This is a genomic window from Vreelandella populi, from assembly GCF_003989825.1.
In the GTDB taxonomy this organism is placed as follows: Bacteria; Pseudomonadota; Gammaproteobacteria; order Pseudomonadales; family Halomonadaceae; genus Vreelandella; species Vreelandella populi.
Map to the genome: position 1 here is coordinate 178,261 of NZ_RZHE01000015.1, position 16,481 is coordinate 194,741.

16 protein-coding genes are annotated in these 16,481 nt (G+C 55.1%); 9 read left to right on the forward strand and 7 right to left on the reverse strand.

From position 1 onward, the window contains the following. Positions 1-66: 66 nt before the first annotated feature. Entirely contained in the window at positions 67-1,161 is a 1,095-nt protein-coding gene (locus ELY25_RS15455; RefSeq protein ID WP_126952161.1) for an ABC transporter ATP-binding protein, read from the reverse strand. Between the two features lie 72 nt (positions 1,162-1,233). Continuing rightward, positions 1,234-2,121, reverse strand: a complete 888-nt coding sequence (locus tag ELY25_RS15460; protein ID WP_126952162.1) for a LysR family transcriptional regulator ArgP — start codon at positions 2,119-2,121, stop codon at positions 1,234-1,236. Positions 2,122-2,242: 121 nt separating this feature from the next. On the opposite strand from ELY25_RS15460, the gene ELY25_RS15465 reads away from it, so the two are divergent. The 3 genes from ELY25_RS15465 (at position 2,243) to ELY25_RS15475 (ending at position 4,544) form a co-directional block, all read left to right on the forward strand. Then, positions 2,243-2,845, forward strand: coding sequence for a LysE/ArgO family amino acid transporter (locus ELY25_RS15465; RefSeq protein WP_126952163.1), 603 nt, complete (start codon positions 2,243-2,245; stop codon positions 2,843-2,845). A 207-nt stretch (positions 2,846-3,052) separates the two neighbouring features. Continuing rightward, a complete protein-coding gene (locus ELY25_RS15470; RefSeq protein ID WP_126952164.1) occupies positions 3,053-3,544 on the forward strand; it encodes a YciE/YciF ferroxidase family protein in 492 nt (163 codons plus the stop codon). Between the two features lie 568 nt (positions 3,545-4,112). Continuing rightward, positions 4,113-4,544: a YbaN family protein gene (locus ELY25_RS15475; RefSeq protein WP_126952165.1), complete on the forward strand. Its 432-nt coding sequence runs from the start codon at positions 4,113-4,115 to the stop codon at positions 4,542-4,544. 57 nt (positions 4,545-4,601) lie between these two features. On the opposite strand, the gene ELY25_RS15480 is transcribed toward ELY25_RS15475, so the two are convergent. Further along, on the reverse strand, positions 4,602-5,288 hold the full coding sequence (locus tag ELY25_RS15480; RefSeq protein WP_126952166.1) for a GntR family transcriptional regulator: 687 nt from the start codon (positions 5,286-5,288) through the stop codon (positions 4,602-4,604). Between the two features lie 288 nt (positions 5,289-5,576). Here ELY25_RS15480 and ELY25_RS15485 point away from each other — a divergent pair, with 288 nt between their 5' ends. The 6 genes from ELY25_RS15485 (at position 5,577) to otnC (ending at position 12,095) form a co-directional block, all read left to right on the forward strand. Beyond that, entirely contained in the window at positions 5,577-6,971 is a 1,395-nt protein-coding gene (locus ELY25_RS15485) for a flagellar biosynthesis protein FlgA (protein WP_126952167.1), read from the forward strand. Between the two features lie 83 nt (positions 6,972-7,054). Beyond that, complete coding sequence (locus ELY25_RS15490; RefSeq protein WP_126952168.1) at positions 7,055-8,020, forward strand: Bug family tripartite tricarboxylate transporter substrate binding protein; 966 nt, start codon at positions 7,055-7,057, stop codon at positions 8,018-8,020. 102 nt (positions 8,021-8,122) lie between these two features. Continuing rightward, positions 8,123-8,611, forward strand: a complete 489-nt coding sequence (locus tag ELY25_RS15495) for a tripartite tricarboxylate transporter TctB family protein (RefSeq protein WP_126952169.1) — start codon at positions 8,123-8,125, stop codon at positions 8,609-8,611. 40 nt (positions 8,612-8,651) lie between these two features. Beyond that, a complete protein-coding gene (locus ELY25_RS15500) occupies positions 8,652-10,142 on the forward strand; it encodes a tripartite tricarboxylate transporter permease (protein WP_126952170.1) in 1,491 nt (496 codons plus the stop codon). Between the two features lie 22 nt (positions 10,143-10,164). Then, positions 10,165-11,451 (forward strand): 3-oxo-tetronate kinase, encoded by a 1,287-nt coding sequence (otnK, locus tag ELY25_RS15505; RefSeq protein ID WP_126952171.1) that lies wholly within the window; start codon positions 10,165-10,167, stop codon positions 11,449-11,451. Continuing rightward, positions 11,448-12,095: a 3-oxo-tetronate 4-phosphate decarboxylase gene (gene otnC, locus ELY25_RS15510; protein WP_126952172.1), complete on the forward strand. Its 648-nt coding sequence runs from the start codon at positions 11,448-11,450 to the stop codon at positions 12,093-12,095. The genes otnK and otnC overlap by 4 nt, the downstream gene beginning before the upstream one ends. A gap of 103 nt (positions 12,096-12,198) precedes the next feature. Here the strand turns inward: otnC and ELY25_RS15515 are convergent, their stop codons facing one another. From ELY25_RS15515 to ELY25_RS15530, 4 genes are read right to left on the reverse strand one after another with little or no spacing between them, the layout of a single operon-like run. Then, on the reverse strand, positions 12,199-13,092 hold the full coding sequence (locus tag ELY25_RS15515; RefSeq protein ID WP_126952173.1) for an NAD(P)-dependent oxidoreductase: 894 nt from the start codon (positions 13,090-13,092) through the stop codon (positions 12,199-12,201). Positions 13,093-13,128: 36 nt separating this feature from the next. Then, complete coding sequence (locus ELY25_RS15520; RefSeq protein WP_221885428.1) at positions 13,129-14,589, reverse strand: aldehyde dehydrogenase family protein; 1,461 nt, start codon at positions 14,587-14,589, stop codon at positions 13,129-13,131. An 11-nt stretch (positions 14,590-14,600) separates the two neighbouring features. Further along, positions 14,601-15,875: a TRAP transporter large permease gene (locus ELY25_RS15525; RefSeq protein WP_126952174.1), complete on the reverse strand. Its 1,275-nt coding sequence runs from the start codon at positions 15,873-15,875 to the stop codon at positions 14,601-14,603. Beyond that, entirely contained in the window at positions 15,872-16,441 is a 570-nt protein-coding gene (locus tag ELY25_RS15530) for a TRAP transporter small permease (RefSeq protein ID WP_126952175.1), read from the reverse strand. Before ELY25_RS15530 ends, ELY25_RS15525 begins: the two co-directional genes overlap by 4 nt. Positions 16,442-16,481 lie beyond the last annotated feature (40 nt).

Sequence of the window (16,481 nt, forward strand, 5' to 3'; positions counted from 1 at the left end):
CCGCCATTGCAGGGCCAGACAAGCGTCGAGAGACCATCAGTGATTTCCTTACAGGTGGGTTACAGCTTAAAGAAGTGCAACAGCATCCCGGATAGAAGCGCAGGTTAGCGCCTCTCCACTTGGCCGCCATGCACGCAGTGCTGAACCGTCGACCAAAAGGCCAACGTGCTCGTTAGGTACATCGGATTCATAGGTATGCAGTTTTAAAACGGTATGCTGATCAAGTGCGAGTGTCAGCGAGGTGTAGTCGCCCTGAAACAGCCGACCACGCACCGTGGCCACCAGCGCCCCTTGGGCGGGTGTTGTCAGCGTAATGCCTCGCCGGGGTAATAAAATACGCGAAGGCCCGATATAACCATCACAGGCAGCAACGGGAAGCATTTGCCCTGCAAGCTCTAGTCCGGAGGCACTGAAGTACCCATCAACCAGCGTACCCGCATCAATAAACGCAGCAATATCGGGGGTGGCAGGCGCCTGGTACAGGGCCTTGGGAGAGGCTATCTGTTGAAGCCTCCCCTGCTGCAATACGGCCACTTGATCGGCCAGGGCAAAAGCCTCGTGCTGGTCATGGGTCACAAACACAGCCGTCAGGGCGAGCTCTTCAATTAGCGTGCGTATTTCCAGCGCCAGATTTTCCCGTAGACCTTTATCCAGATTCGAGAGCGGCTCATCCATCAGCAGCAGCTTGGGCTTGGCTACAATGGCCCGCGCCAGAGATATGCGCTGCTGCTGGCCTCCCGAAAGCGACCCTGGCTGGCGGTCGGCATAATCGCCAAGCCCTACCAGGGAGAGCGCCCACGCCACCTGCTCACGCCGTGCACTTGCTTTCACCCCTTGCATTTCCAAGGGGAAGGCAACATTTTGCGCAACGCTCATATGCGGCCAAAGCGCATAATCCTGAAACACCATGCCCAACTGGCGCTCGTTGGGGCTCAGGTAGTGCGTCGGCTTGGCGACACACTCCCCCGCGAGCCAGATATGACCTTCATCGATACCGGAAAGCCCCGCGATACAGCGCAGCAGCGTGGTTTTGCCACAGCCTGATGGCCCAAGCAGGGCCAATACCTTGCCGCTCGACAGCTGAAGGTCGATTCCGTCCAGAGCTTTTTTATCACCAAACGTTTTGTGTAAGCCTTCGATAACAAGCGCTGGGGCAGGCATAGGGTAGTACCGTAATGAAAACAAGCACCTTACCGGTAAAAGATGACAACCGTTTGACAGAGCCAAGCAGCGTTACAGCGGTACCAAGGCCGCTTGTGCTTCATGGCGGAGATGCTGCGTCAAACCTGCCAGTAAGCGCCCGCCGTTACGCCAGTAATGCCAGTAAAGCGGTACATGGATGACGTGCCCGGTTATCAGCTCGACGAGCTTGCCCTGGGCCAGCTCATCACGTACCTGAAGCTCGGGCACCATTCCCCAGCCAAGCCCGCTTTCCAGTAAACGCACGAAGCCTTCAGACGAAGGGCACAGATGATAGGCAAAACTGCCCGTTATATTCAGCGTCGCCAGATAGCGGTGCTGTAACTGGTCATCAGCACCAAATACGATGGCAGGCGCCTGAGGAAGTACGTCTGTACTGATGCCGCCAGCAAAGTATCGCGTCATGAAAGCAGGGCTTGCGACCGCAAGATACGACATGGCACCTAATGCCACGCTATTGGCACCTGCGACAGGGCGCTCGGCAGCACATACGCAGCCAGCTACTTCGCCTGCGCGCATACGCTTTAACCCGACCTCCTGATCTTCGACGACCAGCTCCAGCAATACGTTTTGATGGGTACAAAAACCACTCACTGCCGAGGGCCACCAGGTGGCCAGACTGTCGGCATTAATCGCCAGGCGCAGGCGTTCCGGCACCGCATCATCCAATGCAGGCACCTGGCGCGTGAGGTCACGCTCAAGTAAGCGCACCTGCTGTACATGATTCAGCAATCGACGACCGATTTCTGTGGGAGCAGGCGGCGTCGCACGCACTAACACCGGCTGACCAATACGGGCTTCTAACAGCTTGACCCGCTGGGATACCGCCGACTGGGATAGCCCCAGCGTATTCGCCGCGCGCTCAAACCCGCCCTGTTCTATCACGGCGGCCAGGGCCGCCAGCAATTTATAGTCCAGCAATCAGTTTTCCTTATAGGGCATCAGGAGTATTCGTTTTTCTTATGAAAATGATTCTAGCAAACTGCGCTTCTAATAAGCGGCATAACACGCTTTAAAAGGCGATTGATAAGGAATAAACGGAATGTGGCAGAGTTATAGCAATGGCCTTTTTATAGCCATTGGACTAATCATGGCGATTGGCGCGCAGAACGCCTTCGTTTTATCGCAAAGCTTGCGACGCGAGCACCATGTAGCGGTCGCCTTGCTGTGCATCTTATGCGATGCAGCCCTAATAACCGCAGGAGTCTTTGGGCTGGCAAGCATATTGACCCAAAGCCCGCTGCTGCTTGCTATCGCACGCTGGGGCGGCATAGTGTTTTTACTTTGGTATGGCAGTCAGGCGTTATACCGCGCCTGCCGTCCTCAATCGCTTCAAGCTACTTCCACATCACCCCGTTCGTTTAGCGCCATAATGCTAGCTGCGCTGGCGGTCACGCTGCTTAATCCTCATGTCTACCTGGATACCGTGTTGCTGATTGGCTCACTTGGCGCCCAACAGCCGATGCCCGGCGCCTACGCCTTGGGAGCCGCCAGCGGCTCGTTCATATGGTTCAGCGCACTGGCCCTTGGTGGCGCCAGCCTTGCCCCTTGGCTTGCCCGCCCGCTTACCTGGCGCCTGATTGATATCGGCGTAGCCCTCATGATGTGTTTCATTGCTTTTCAATTGTTTATCGGCAGCTCATAACTTTTCATCACCGTTTTAATATTGATAGATATTAACTTTAATCAATTTTTAAGTTACTTATTTCAACATTAAGTGCATTAACGAATGGTACCTGCCTTAAAAGCTTAACTTACATAAATTTGTTCTGTGCAAATTCCCTGCTAGCTTTAAAGGGCTGAAGACGTTTATTACGGATGATCCTTTTATTAATCAAGCAGGAGCAACACGATGGTTATTAAAAACGCCAAGGAGCTTTTCACCCACCTTCTTTCTGATACAAATAGTGCTGAAAAGCAGATTACAAAGGCACTACCCAAACTGGCTCGGGCAGCTGATGATCCTCAACTGGCTGAGGCGTTCAAACATCACCTTGAAGAAACTCAAGGGCAGTTAGAAAGGCTTGAAAAGGTAGCCGACAGCCTGCCAGATATCCGTATCAAGCGCATGAAGTGCCATGCGATGGAGGGCCTGATCGAAGAGGGCCAAGAGCTTATCGACGCAACCGAAAAAGGCCCCGTGCGTGATGCTGGCCTAATCGGCGCTGCGCAAAAAGTAGAGCATTATGAAATCGCTACTTACGGTACACTCTGTGCGCTTGCCGAGCAGTTAGGCTATACCGAAGCCAAAGACCTTCTCGCCGAAACGCTTGAAGAAGAAAAGAACACCGATGATAAGCTCACCCAGTTGGCTGAAACGCTTGTTAACAAGAAAGCAGGCTAACATCTGCTTTGCAGAGTGGCCATGCTTGGCTAGGCTTTATTGACGGTGCTTTATTAAATGATACGTTCATTACGTATAGCGACCTAATACGGCCAACTTCATTGTAAAACATTAGCAAGTCTTATCACGTTAGGCGGGCCGATATTAAATGGCTCGCCTAACGTTTGTTTTATAAATAGTCTTTGGATTATTGCGCTTTAGCGAATGATAAAAAGTGATTCTTTCCTCCTCTTTCCCCTTCTCTCTACGCTTGATCAGACTTCTTTACGTTGACCGTGTATGGCTGATACGCCTAGGGCAATGCGTTGAACACGACCTGCTCCAACATGTTTTAACGGCCGCCACTGTCGCCAGGGTGTACGGCTCGGAGCTTCAGGTCATTCAGAGCGACACGGCGTCGGCCCCTCTTATTGCCCTTGCGCCTTGATTTTTGATAGCTAACTCACCCAGTATCAACAGGTTTACGCTGCTTTGTGCGATGCGTCGTCATCCGGACGCGCAGCTAGCTTAACATCAGCGATAAGGTCATGACGCGCCGCAACGCACTCCCCAGCATTAGGGTATGTTGATGGAAGAGAAAAAGCCAAACGGTACGCCGCTAGAACACAGCCAACCTAAAGAATCCATAACGCTGGTTCGCGCCTTATGGGTAGGTCTTGCTGCGCTGAGTTTCGGCATTGGCGTCATCGGTATCTTCCTGCCCTTGTTACCGACTACCGAGTTTATGCTGGGGGCCGTTTACTGTGCCTCGAAAGGCTCGCCGCGTTTTGAAGCATGGATCCGCTCGCGCCGCTATGTTGGGCCATTGATCAAGAACTGGGAGCGTGAGCGCGCCATTACCCGGCGTGCCAAAATTCTGGCGGTAGGCATGATTAGCGCAAGCGCCCTATTTATCTTGCTGCATGTGGGTAGCGGCTGGTTGCGCTGGGCAATTATTGCGCTGTTGGCTGGGGTGGCGATGTGGCTAGCGACACGGCCAGAGCCCACCATGAAGGATTAACACGACAATAGACATCACAAAAGCGCTTGTAATCTTTTTTAAACGGTAAGCGCTGCGCTAGCCGGGCAGGTTACCGGATTGATCCCTCACTTCTTCGCCGTTAGCGTACTTTATCCAGGTTTTCCCTAAATGGTTGCGCAACTCGCGCCCAACACGCACGCCGTCACGTGCTTCCAGCGCCGCTAGAATAGCCTCATGCTCTTCCATCGCAGTCGCCCATTTTTCATTCTTCTGATTGGAAAGATAGCGAACCCGATATAGCTGCCGGCTAAGCGTGGTGTGCATGTCGATTAGCGTTGTATTACCTGACAGAGCCACAATCTGATTGTGGATATCCTGATTTAAACGAAAATAGTTCTGTCGGTCCCGCCTTAGAAAGGCTGCTTTCATTTCATAATGCAGTGCCTGAAACTCAGCAATATCCTCATCACTGGCGATAGCGCAGGTGAGTTCGGCAGCTGCCTGTTCGAGCACGCTCAGTACATACGCTTTCTCTTTCATATCAGCCGCACTGACATCTGCCACCACCGCGCCCCGGTTAGGGGAAATCACCACCAGACCTTCAGTAGCCAAAATCTTGAGCGCCTCGCGCAAAGGCGTGCGCGAAACCTGCAATTCGACAGCCAACGTACGTTCAGGCAGCCGCTGACCCGGCTGAAAATGATCCATCACGATATGTTCACGTAAATAGTTCGCGACTTTTTCGACAAGCCCCGCGTGATTGGACTGAACAGCTTCTGGCATAGATTTATTCACGTTAGTTAGCAAACACAAAGAATGGCATACCAAAAATATCCTTTCAAATTTTATAATATAAAAACAAACTATTCTTTAACCCAATGCATTCATACACTTAATTAAAAAATGCACTTTTTTAATACTAAAGTATTACACTGCTTTTATTGACCCTTAAAATGGTATACCACAACATTTCCAGCATCTGTATACTGTGCCGCCGTGGCAAATCAGCCTTAATGGGTTAACGGTCACCCTGCAATACACTCTGACCAAAACAGGGAATACCCTTTATCTATGAATTACTTACAACACTTTGAGTCAACCAAGGTAGTTGAAGCCTGCATTGCAGGTGCTGGGGATTTTGGCCGTGGCGTACTTCGCCAGGCACGCCAGATGCAAGGGTTATCGGCCCGTATCGCGATCGATATCAACCCTGAAAAAGCGGCTGAAGCCTTACGCCATGCGGGTATTCCCGAATCCCAGATAATGGTATGCCACTCTTCAAGTGATGCCGAAGCTGCCTGGGAAAAAGGGTTTTATATTGCCACAGCCTCATTCGATACGATAAAGGCACTCCCCTTTGACATTCTGGTTGAGTCCACGGGCATTCCTGATGTAGGTGCCCGTTATTCCGAAGCTGCGTTGCTGGCAGGCAAGCATGTAGGTATCGCCACCAAAGAAACCGAATCGGTGGTGGGCCCTTACCTGACGCGTCTGGCTGAAAAGCAGGGGCGCCTGTTCACCCCGCTTGATGGCGATCAGCCAAGTCTTCTTATCGGCCTTATTACTTGGGCGAGAACGCTGGGTTTTGAGGTTGTTTCGGCAGGCAAAAGCAGCGAATACGACTTCATCTGGGATGAAGCGCAAGGCACCGTGACCTGTAACGGCACCCAATACGATGCCTCTGAAATGGCCTCGCTCTGGAAGCTTGACGATAGCGATGCGTGCGCAACGGTTAAAGCTCGCGGTGAGGTCCTGTCAGCTATTCCGCAGATTTCCGTGCCTGACCTGTGCGAGATGGTCAATGTTGCCAACGCGACAGGCCTGCAGCCAGATCTGCCTGAATTTCATGCCATGGTGCTCAGAACGATTGAAGTACCGTCACTGCTGGACACTTGGTCAGAAGGCGGCGTGCTGGAAGGCAACGAGCGTCTTGAAGTCTTCAACTGTCTGCGCCGTCCAGACGAGCTTAGCTTTGCAGGCGGTGTATTTGTAGTGGTGCGCTGTGAAGACCCGCATGTATGGACGCTGCTGCGCGATAAAGGTCACGTATTAAGCCGTAGCGGTAATAGTGCCATGGTTTACCTGCCGCGCCACCTTTTAGGCCTGGAAGCGCCTATCTCCCTGCTGGATATCGTGCTGAATGGCCTGACGTCAGGGGGAGGTCACGCCACGACGCCCAAGTTCGACCTGACGGCACGCACGACCCAGCCCATTAGTGCAGGTCAGCTGCTCGAAATGAAGGGGCACCACCGACATATCGAAGGCCTGCGCCCGGAAATTCACCCCGCCGCCGCCCTTGCAGGTGAAGCCAAGGTGCCTTTTTACCTACTGCCTGGCGCCGAGGTGATTCGGGATATTGCCTCTAATCAACCCATTACCCTGGCCGATGTTCGGTTACCATCCTCGCGGCTATATGAGCTTCGTCTTAAACAAGATGAATTGTTTTATAAAGCGGATAGCCAGTAACCAACAGCAGGGCGGCATGCCATTGGCCCTGCTTTTTATCGCAACGGATCTTAAAAGCAATAACAATCAACTTGGAGAAAAATATGTCTATTAAGCATAGTGTTAAATACGCCTCTTTCGCTTTTGCCCTTATCGGTGTGGCGACCGGTGTCAGCGCCAGCGATGCCGATAACTTCCCGAGCAAGCCGATCCAGTTTCTGGTAGCGGCAGGTGCCGGTGGTGGTACCGATAACTTCGCGCGGGTCGTTCGCCCGATGTTTGAAGAAGCGATGGGTGGCGCTCGCATTACGGTGGTTAACCTGCCGGCGGCCTCTGGTGCGTTGGCGCACCAGCGTACCGCGACAAGCGCAGCTGACGGCCATACGCTGGACTTTGCGTCCACTACGCTTGTGACCTCACTTGCGGCGGGCCAAAACCCCGTGGGTCTGGATCAATTAACGCCGGTTGCACGTATGCAGTCCGACGTGATGGCGCTTTTTGTCAATCCTGAGCGTTTTCCCGATTTTGAATCCTTCGTGAAATACGCTGAGGAAAATCCCGGCAAAGTCACCGTTGGAGGCACGCATACGGCAAGCCCTGACCATGTGACTTTCCTGTCGCTGCGTGATGCGTCAGGCCTGGACATGAACTTTATCCCTTACGACAGCACAGGCAACGCCACTGCCAACGTGCTAGGCGGCAACATTGATGCGACCACCACCTCGCTAAGCCCGCTGCTGAGCTACATCGAAGCAGGCCAGATGATGCCGATTCTGGTGTTCAGCGATGAGCGTCTTGACGATTACCCGGATGTACCGACGACAGTTGAAAACGACTGGGATCTGACCGACGGCAACGATCGCGCCATCTTTGTACACGCCGATACGCCTGCGCCGATCATGAAACGTCTGGAAGAAGCCTTCAAAGAGGTGTACGACTCTGAAGATTATCAGAGCTACGCTGAGCGAGTGAACCTTGACTACCGCGAAGGCTGGATGGGTAGCGACGAGTACCGTCAGCGGCTTGAGAACAACTACGAGCTTTACTCACGCTTGCTGCAAAACGACTAAACCAGCAGCTGCTGGTTGGTGGAGGGGCATGTCCCCTCCTGTATCCATTTGAGAGATCGGCCTTGCGGGGCCGGTCTTCCATTATCCCTTTCAGGGTTTACCATGCACGCCAGGATCACTCTTTTTGCGCTGGGGGTCGTGTCACTCGCGGTGGTGAGTCTTTATCCCACACTGCAATTCCCAAGCTCTGCGCAAGTATCCACGTTTATCGGCCCTCGCGTTTGGCCACTGACACTGCTGATCGTTCTGTTTACGCTGGGCATTATACTGCTCGCCATCACGTGGCGTGACCGCAAGCAGGCACTGGTCAGCGAGCCCCAGACTACCCCTGACACCTCAGCTGAAACAGCACCAGCTTCGTCACGCTTCTCTCTTGGCCGAACCCGCCATTGGTGGTTTATAGCGGCGGCTGTCGCCTACACGTTATTGATGCAAAGCGTCGGCTTTTTAATCGCCAGCCTGATATTTACGTTTATCGGCACGCTGCTGCTGGGCGCCCGTTCGTGGATGACCATTGCCATTACATTAGTTATTGCTGCCGTACTGATGCAGGGCGTTTTCGTTTCGCTGCTCGGCATCCCCATGCCGTAAGGCTGACCCATAACAGACCCAACCTTCTAGGGAGTCGACCATGCTAGAACATTTTTTGGGCGGGTTAGCCGTGGTGATGCAGCCACTTAACCTGCTGCTCTTAACCTCTGCCGTGTTTATCGGCTTTATCGGCGGTGCACTGCCCGGCATTAGCGGCGTCATTCTGGTGGTTATCCTGCTGCCGGTTACTTATGGCATGGAGCCGACCACGGCCTTTATGGTGTTGACCGCCATCTATGGCGCAACGGTCTTTTCAGGTCTGATTACGGCCATTCTGTACCGGGCCCCTGGCACGCCTGAAGCGGTAATGACGGCGTTTGACGGCTACCCCATGACGCAGCGTGGCGAAGCAGGCAAAGCTTTGGGCATCGGCGTTTTAAGCTCGGCTATTGGCGGCCTTGTGGGTACCGTCGCGCTGATTATATTCACGCCCATGCTGGCCAAGATGGCTTTGAAGTTTTCATCCCCCGAATACTTTGCCTTGGCGGTACTTGGTTTAACCGTGGTTGCATCACTCGGTGGTCGTCTCATATTCGGCTTGATTGGTGCTGCTCTAGGCCTATTCATTGCGACCATCGGTATTGATCCACTCACCGGCACCAGCCGTTTTACCTTTGGCAATCTCAACCTGGCCGAAGGCGTGGGCTTGATTCCGGTCATTGTCGGTTTGTTTGCCGTTTCAGAAGTCATGAAACGCACGCTGGACCATGAAAATCACCAGCCCTTGAAAAAGGTGAAGGTAAAGATCTTCGACCTGCCTATTCTGCGCCAGATTGGCATGACCCTGTCGCGTTCATCCATTATCGGGGTCGTCATCGGTATCCTGCCGGGTATCGGTGCCAGTACCGCGGCAATGGTGAGCTATAGCGAAACGGTCCGCTGGTCCAAGCACCCTGAGAAATTTGGCAAGGGCGCGCCGGAAGGCATCGCCGCCCCTGAGTCCGCCAATAACGCAGCGGCCATGGGTGCCCTGGTGCCGCTTTTTGCGCTGGGCATTCCGGGTAGCGGCACTACGGCCGTTATTCTAGGCGCGTTTATCATGCACGGCCTGCAGCCTGGGCCAATGTTCATGCTAACCAGCAGTGACTTGATCTACGCCGTCTTTGCCGGGCTATTTATCGTCAACTTTATGATTCTGCTTTTCTCAAAGCCGTTCATCGTGCTGTTTACCAAATTGCTGAATGTACCTTATTCCGCACTCGGGCCCATCATTATCATGTGCTGCATCGTGGGTACCTATTCGGTGCGCAACTCCATGTTTGATGTATGGTTGATGATGGGCTTTGGCGTGCTGGGCTATCTGCTTGAGAAGATCAACTTCCCCCTGGTATCCATTATCTTGGGATTGGTATTGGGCCCTATCGCAGAAAGCGAGCTGCGCCGTGCTTTATCCATGTCACAAGGCGATTTCAGCATCTTTCTTGAGCGTCCTATCAGCGCCACGCTGCTGAGCATTGCTTTCCTTCTGCTGGCCGTCACGCTGATTACGCCGCTGATCAAGCGCGCACGCCGCAAAACCGCTGCTACCTGAAGGCCGTATCCTGGAGAATGCTATGACCATCGTACTGGGCGCTATCGCCGACGATTTCACCGGTGCCACAGACCTTGCCAATAACCTGGTACGCGGCGGCATGCGCTGCGTTCAGGTGATCGGCGTGCCGACCACCCCGCCTGATTTAAGCAACGTGGATGCCGTGATCGTGGCGCTTAAGTCACGCTCCTGCCCGGTTGATGAGGCCGTCGCCGATTCACTGGCAGCACTTGACTGGTTACGTGAACAGGGTGCCCGGCAGATATTTTTCAAATACTGCTCGACCTTTGATTCAACCGACAAGGGCAATATCGGCCCGGTTGCCGATGCGCTACTTGATCGACTCGGCATCTCGCAAACCGTGATGGTCCCGGCATTTCCGATTAATGGCCGTACGGTATATCAAGGACACCTGTTCGTTGGCGATCGCCTGCTTAACGATAGCGGCATGCAACATCACCCGCTGACGCCCATGACCGATGCGGATCTGGTACGCGTGCTTTCACGCCAGACCTCCCACGCCGTAGGCTTGGCCAGCCGCGCCACGCTAGCCAAGGGAGCCGAGGCCACTCGCCAACACCTTGATGCCCTGGCAGCTGAAAACGTACGCCATGTAATCTGCGATACCGTCGATGACAGCGACCTGGACGTACTGGCGGAGGCAACGGTAACGATGTCCCTGGTAACCGGTGGTTCGGGGCTTGGCCAGGCCCTGCCTGCCCAGTACCGCAAACAGGGTTGGCTTGCCGAGATTGCCGAGCCGGGGCGTCTTCAACCCGCCTCTGGTAACATGCTGGTACTGTCCGGCAGCTGCTCACGGGCAACGCTTGCCCAGGTTGCTGATTTCCTCGAACGCCATCCTGGCGCTGGTTTTGCGCTTGACCCGCAGGCTCTGGCGAAAGACGACAAACAGTGGGAGCAGGCCCTGGCCTTCGCGTTCGAGCGTCTTGAACAAGATGCACCTGCCTTGATTTATGCCTCTGCCGACCCTGATAAGGTCAAGGCCGCTCAGGCGGAGCTGGGCGTCGATAAGGCCGGCCTTCTCGTCGAAGAAGCGCTAAGCCAGCTTGCCGTTACCCTAGTCAATGAAGGCGTTGGCCGACTGGTGGTTGCCGGTGGCGAAACTTCAGGTGCGGTGGTGTCTGCCCTGGGCGTTTCAGCGCTACGTATCGGCGAGCAGATCGACCCCGGCGTACCCTGGACACAGGCGGCACTTGCCAACCGCGAGGCGCCGCTTTCCCTGGCGCTCAAGTCGGGCAACTTTGGCAGCGTGGATTTCTTCACCCGAGCGTTTGAGGTATTGGCATGAGCACGCACGACCAGAACCGCCTGCGCGAACAGATCAGCACGCTGGGGAAATCGCTGTTCGATCGTGGCCTGACCATGGGCTCCAGCGGCAATATCAGCGTGCGCCTTGATGACGGCGGCTGGCTGATGACCCCTACCAACGCCTGTCTTGGGCGACTGGACCCTGCGCGTATCTCGCACCTGGATACCCAAGGCCAGCTGATCAGCGGTGATAAACCCACCAAAGAGCAGTTTCTGCATATGGCCATGTACGACGAGCGGCCGCAGTCTGGCGCTATCGTTCATCTTCACTCCACGCATTCGGTGGCGGTTTCCTGCCTGCCGGGTATCAACCCCTGCGACTGCATTCCGCCTCTCACCGCCTATTACGCCATGCGCGTGGGCAAGCTTCCCCTGGTTCCTTACCACATCCCGGGCGACCAACAACTAGGCGAAGCGGTACGCGGCCTAGCAGGCAAGCACAGTGCCGTGCTGCTTGCCAACCACGGCCCGGTTGTTGCAGGAAAAAACCTCGAAGCGGCGGTGTATGCCACTGAAGAGCTCGAGGAAACGGCAAAGCTGTTTCTGCTGTTGCGCGGCGAAAACCCGCGCGCGCTGACGCCTGAACAGGTTGCTGAATTGGAAGCCCGGTTTCCAAGGGACTGAAGCATTCAGTCGCCGCGCTTGAAGCATAAAGGCAAAGCTTGTTGAGCTTTGCCTTTATCGATAATTCCCCATATTAACTACTATCCGTCATTCATCACCCTGGTCAGGATTCAGTGCGCGTCTCAAGCAGGTGAATCAACTCCGGCACCGCCATGGTCTGATCCTCTACGCCTGCATACAGCGCTGCCACCGCACCGGCCACGCCTCTTGTCGTATTAAGCTCATCGGTCATGGTGTGGTAGTAGCCCAGGTCTTTATGCGCGTTCGCCACGCTAAAGCGAAACCCCGAAGCATCGCCTGATTCAATAAAGGGACGTAACCGTTCCAGCACCACGCCGCCCCCGCCGCCCTTGGTCAACACCTCCAGAAAAGCGTGGTCATCGATACCCGCTCGCCGGGAAGCCGCGGTCGCCTCGGCCAGTACGGCTGAAAAGCCCAACGACACGTAGTTATGCAACAGCTTAAGGGTATGCCCTGAGCCTACGGCGCCCGCATGGGTAATGACCTCAGCAAAGCTTGCGAGTAGCGGGCGCAACGCTTCAAACAGCGTCTCATGTGCACCGACAATAAGGTTTAAGCGCCCCTCCTCGGCTTCTTTGGGAGTGCGTGTCATCGCCGCATCGACCAGGTGGCCGCCCGCTTCTTCCACCCTAGCGGCGACCTTAGCCGTGGAGCTTGGCAACGAGGTAGAGCAGTCCACTACAATGGTGCCCTGGGCGAGCCCCTCCAGCACGCCATCAGGCTCAAAGAGCACGGCCTCTACCTGGGGCGACCCCGTTACGCACAGCAATACCACGTCGGCTTTTTCGGCCACTTCCCGCGCGCTAGAACACGGCACGGCGCCCGACGCCAGCAGATCGTCCACGGGTTGGTTGCCTGGGTGATCAAGAAAGGCCAAAGAATACCCCGCGTTGAGAATGTTTTTGGCAATGCCGTGGCCCATTAGTCCTACACCGACCATGCCGATGCGATGCTCTGTACGAACGGATTGATTCATGAATAAGCTCCTAACCTGAAATAGATATGATTTTGCCTAGCCATGGCGAATGGCGACCGTTTTAATCCGGGTATAGCTGCGCAGCCCTTCGAAGCCTTTTTCCCGCCCATAGCCCGAGCGCCCGACACCGCCGAAAGGCAGTTCAATACCGCCGCCCGCGCCGTAGTTATTGATAAATACTTGGCCGCTGCGGATTCCTCTTGCCAAGCGCAGCTGGCGGCCACCGTCGCGCGTCCAGACACCGGCGCAAAGCCCGAAGTCGGTTGCATTCGCCAGGCGCAGCGCTTGCGCTTCATCCTCAAATATCTGGACAGCCAGCACTGGGCCAAACAGCTCTTCGCGCAGCACATCATGATCATCGGGAATATCGGTGAGCAGATGCGGGACGACAAAATGCCCGGCTGGTGAGGCGTTTTTAGCTAGCTGCCCTCTCGCCGAAACTCGAATACCGTCCGCTTCAGCCGTGGCTAGCCGCTGATCAAGCTGCGATTTTTGGCGGGCATTGATCAGCGGGCCGCAGTCAACGTCCTCCTCACCCGACGCACACTGCAGTGTCGAGAAGCGTTCTATTAGACGATCCGTAAACGCTTTCGATATATCGCGCTGTATCAACAGACGACTTCCCGCCGAGCAGGTTTGCCCCGCATTCTGGATAATCCCACGCACCACCGCTTCAAAAGCAGCATCGAGATCAGCATCTGCAAAGACAATCTGCGGCGACTTGCCACCCAGTTCTAACGTGACGGGAACGTGGTGTTCGGCAGCAGCCTGGGTTACCTGGGTGCCGGTCACGGGCGAGCCGGTGAAAGAGAGATGGTCAATGCCTGGGTGCGCGGCCAGGGCAGCGCCAGCTTCGCGCCCAAGCCCGGGTACCACATTGAGCACTCCTGCTGGCAAGCCGTTAGATACCGCCAGCTTTGCCAAGCTCAAGACACTCAAACAGGCATCTTCGGCAGGCTTGAGGACCACGGTATTGCCGGTCGCCAAGGCGGCTGCCACGCAGCGGCCGAAAATCTGGGCCGGGTAATTCCAGGGAATAATCTGAGCACAGACACCATATGGCTCGCGTAGCGTCATGACGGTGTAGCCCTCTTCATAGGGCAGGGTCTCGCCATGTAATTTATCGGCGCCTCCGCCATAAAAGCGAAAGTAATGAGCGCAGGCTTTAATATCCGCGCGCGCCTGGGTTAAAGGTTTACCTGTGTCCAGGCACTCCAAGGCTGATAAATTCTCATGGTTAGCCTCAATGGCATCGGCAAAACCAAATAACCAGGCGCTGCGCTGCCGGGCACTCCACTGAGCCCACTCCCCCAGCTCACCGGCAAAGGCGCGCCGCGCCATAGTGACGGCGTCATCAACATGCTTGGATGTGCAGCGGGCAATTTGCGTGTCGACTTCTCCACGGGCAGGGGCCTCTACCGGTAACGTAGCGTCGGTATCGACCCAGGCATTACCTATCAGGGCTGCCTGGGGCGGAAATTCGGGCAAATGAATCATCAATATACTCCTTAGCCATACAGCAGGTTAACCAAGCCCATGGAGATCCAGGGCATATAGGTAATCGCCATCAGACACACCAGCACTACCAGCACAAAGCGCACTAACCAAGGCAGCATCTGATCAATGGAAATTTTTGCCACCGCACATGCAGCAAACAGGTTGACGCCCAGCGGTGGAGTGATCATTCCCAGGGCCAAGTTGACCACCATGATCAGCCCGAAATGCACCGGATGAACCCCAAACTGCATGGCAATCGGGGTGAGGATCGGGGCCAGCACCAGGATGGCGGCGCCGGTCTCTACAAACATCCCCACCACAAGAAGCAGCGCATTGACTGCCAGCAAAAAAGCCCAGGGGCTTTCAAACATGGCCGTGACCCCAGCGGCAACTTGAGCCGGAAGGCCGGAGCGGCTGATTAAGAAGCTGAACAGGGCGGCTGCTGAGATAATCAGCATTACCGCGGCGGTAGACACAACACTTTGGCGCAGTACGGGTATCAGGTCGGCAAGCTTAAGCTCACGGTAGCAAGCGCCGACGACCAAGGCATAAAACACCGCCACCGCCGAGGCCTCCGTAGGGGTAAAAATACCGCCATAGATGCCGCCGATGACCACCACCGGCATCAGCATCGCCGCCCAGGCGCTCTGGAAGGCCGTCGTGAAGCGGGTGCGGTCATTGCGATCTTGAAGACCAAAACCGCGCAGCTTGCAGAAAATATACACAAAGACCAGCAGCGCACCGCCGACCAACAACCCTGGACCGATGCCTGCAATGAACAGCTGACCAATCGAGGTATTGGTACTTACCCCAAATAGAATCAAGGGAATAGAGGGCGGAATTAGCACCCCCAGTTCTGCCGATGAAGCTTGGATGGAGGCGGCCAAGGGTTTGGGATAACCGTGCTTGACCATTGCGGGAATAAGAATTGCACCGATAGCAAAGGTCGTCGCCACACTGGAGCCTGAAACCGCCGCAAACATCATGCAGGTCAGTACGCAGGACATTGCCAGCCCGCCCTGAACGCCGCCCACGATTGACTTGGCCAAGTCAACCAGTCGGTTAGAGATACCACCGGCCGCCATCAGGTTGCCCGCCAAGATGAAAAAAGGAATCGCCATCAGCGGGAAGTTATCCAGCCCCACAAACAGTTGCTGGGGCACCATCATCAAGGGAAAGCGCGAGAAAAACTCAATGCCGATGATCGATGCCAGCAGAATGGAGATCGCGATCGGCACGCCAGTGGCGAATAAAATCAACAGAGAAAGACCAATGGCTAAGTTCATAAGCGCGGCTCACTCTGGGTAGCAGGCGGCATGGTGGACGTTGCTGCTACCTCTTGCTCGGCTGCTTCATCATGCATTGGCCCTAAAGCTTCAAGACCGCAACTTTGGGCCAGCAGCCGCGCGATAACGGCCAGCATCGCAAAGGCGCTGCCTACCGGGATAGCCGCGTACGCCCAAGACATTGAGACTTCAAGGGCCGACAACGTCTGGTTGCTGACCCGCTGGGTCATCTGGATGCCGTAGAACACCAATACAAAGAGCACCAGAAGACAGCACAGGCCGATAAACCACTCAAGCGCCAGCAGGGTGGGCTTGGGCACAAGCTTGTAGATAACCTCTACGGCCATCATAAAGCCGCCGCGAAACGTAGCCGCTGCTGCCATAAAAACACACCAGATCATAGACGCTCGCGACAACGTCTCCGACCAGGTTGAGGGCGCGTTGAAGAGAAATCGCGTAAGCACTTGATAGAACCCCAGCGATACCGAAACGATCAGCATCAGAATAGCAATCGCCAGCGCCAACCGAGTCAATATATGTTCGACACGCAGAAACCAGGACACCATGAGTCACCTCATCCGCCAGGTAATAGGAAGGTGGCGCCCA

What these genes read in the sequence shown, in the direction of transcription:
- ELY25_RS15455 (WP_126952161.1), bottom strand. Translation starts at nt 1,161, where the DNA reads ATGCCTGCCCCAGCGCTTGTTATCGAAGGCTTACACAAAACGTTTGGT.
- ELY25_RS15465 (WP_126952163.1), top strand. Translation starts at nt 2,243, where the DNA reads ATGTGGCAGAGTTATAGCAATGGCCTTTTTATAGCCATTGGACTAATC.
- ELY25_RS15470 (WP_126952164.1), top strand. Translation starts at nt 3,053, where the DNA reads ATGGTTATTAAAAACGCCAAGGAGCTTTTCACCCACCTTCTTTCTGAT.
- ELY25_RS15475 (WP_126952165.1), top strand. Translation starts at nt 4,113, where the DNA reads ATGGAAGAGAAAAAGCCAAACGGTACGCCGCTAGAACACAGCCAACCT.
- ELY25_RS15480 (WP_126952166.1), bottom strand. Translation starts at nt 5,288, where the DNA reads ATGCCAGAAGCTGTTCAGTCCAATCACGCGGGGCTTGTCGAAAAAGTC.
- ELY25_RS15485 (WP_126952167.1), top strand. Translation starts at nt 5,577, where the DNA reads ATGAATTACTTACAACACTTTGAGTCAACCAAGGTAGTTGAAGCCTGC.
- ELY25_RS15490 (WP_126952168.1), top strand. Translation starts at nt 7,055, where the DNA reads ATGTCTATTAAGCATAGTGTTAAATACGCCTCTTTCGCTTTTGCCCTT.
- ELY25_RS15495 (WP_126952169.1), top strand. Translation starts at nt 8,123, where the DNA reads ATGCACGCCAGGATCACTCTTTTTGCGCTGGGGGTCGTGTCACTCGCG.
- ELY25_RS15500 (WP_126952170.1), top strand. Translation starts at nt 8,652, where the DNA reads ATGCTAGAACATTTTTTGGGCGGGTTAGCCGTGGTGATGCAGCCACTT.
- otnK (WP_126952171.1), top strand. Translation starts at nt 10,165, where the DNA reads ATGACCATCGTACTGGGCGCTATCGCCGACGATTTCACCGGTGCCACA.
- otnC (WP_126952172.1), top strand. Translation starts at nt 11,448, where the DNA reads ATGAGCACGCACGACCAGAACCGCCTGCGCGAACAGATCAGCACGCTG.
- ELY25_RS15515 (WP_126952173.1), bottom strand. Translation starts at nt 13,092, where the DNA reads ATGAATCAATCCGTTCGTACAGAGCATCGCATCGGCATGGTCGGTGTA.
- ELY25_RS15520 (WP_221885428.1), bottom strand. Translation starts at nt 14,589, where the DNA reads ATGATTCATTTGCCCGAATTTCCGCCCCAGGCAGCCCTGATAGGTAAT.
- ELY25_RS15525 (WP_126952174.1), bottom strand. Translation starts at nt 15,875, where the DNA reads ATGAACTTAGCCATTGGTCTTTCTCTGTTGATTTTATTCGCCACTGGC.
- ELY25_RS15530 (WP_126952175.1), bottom strand. Translation starts at nt 16,441, where the DNA reads ATGGTGTCCTGGTTTCTGCGTGTCGAACATATATTGACTCGGTTGGCG.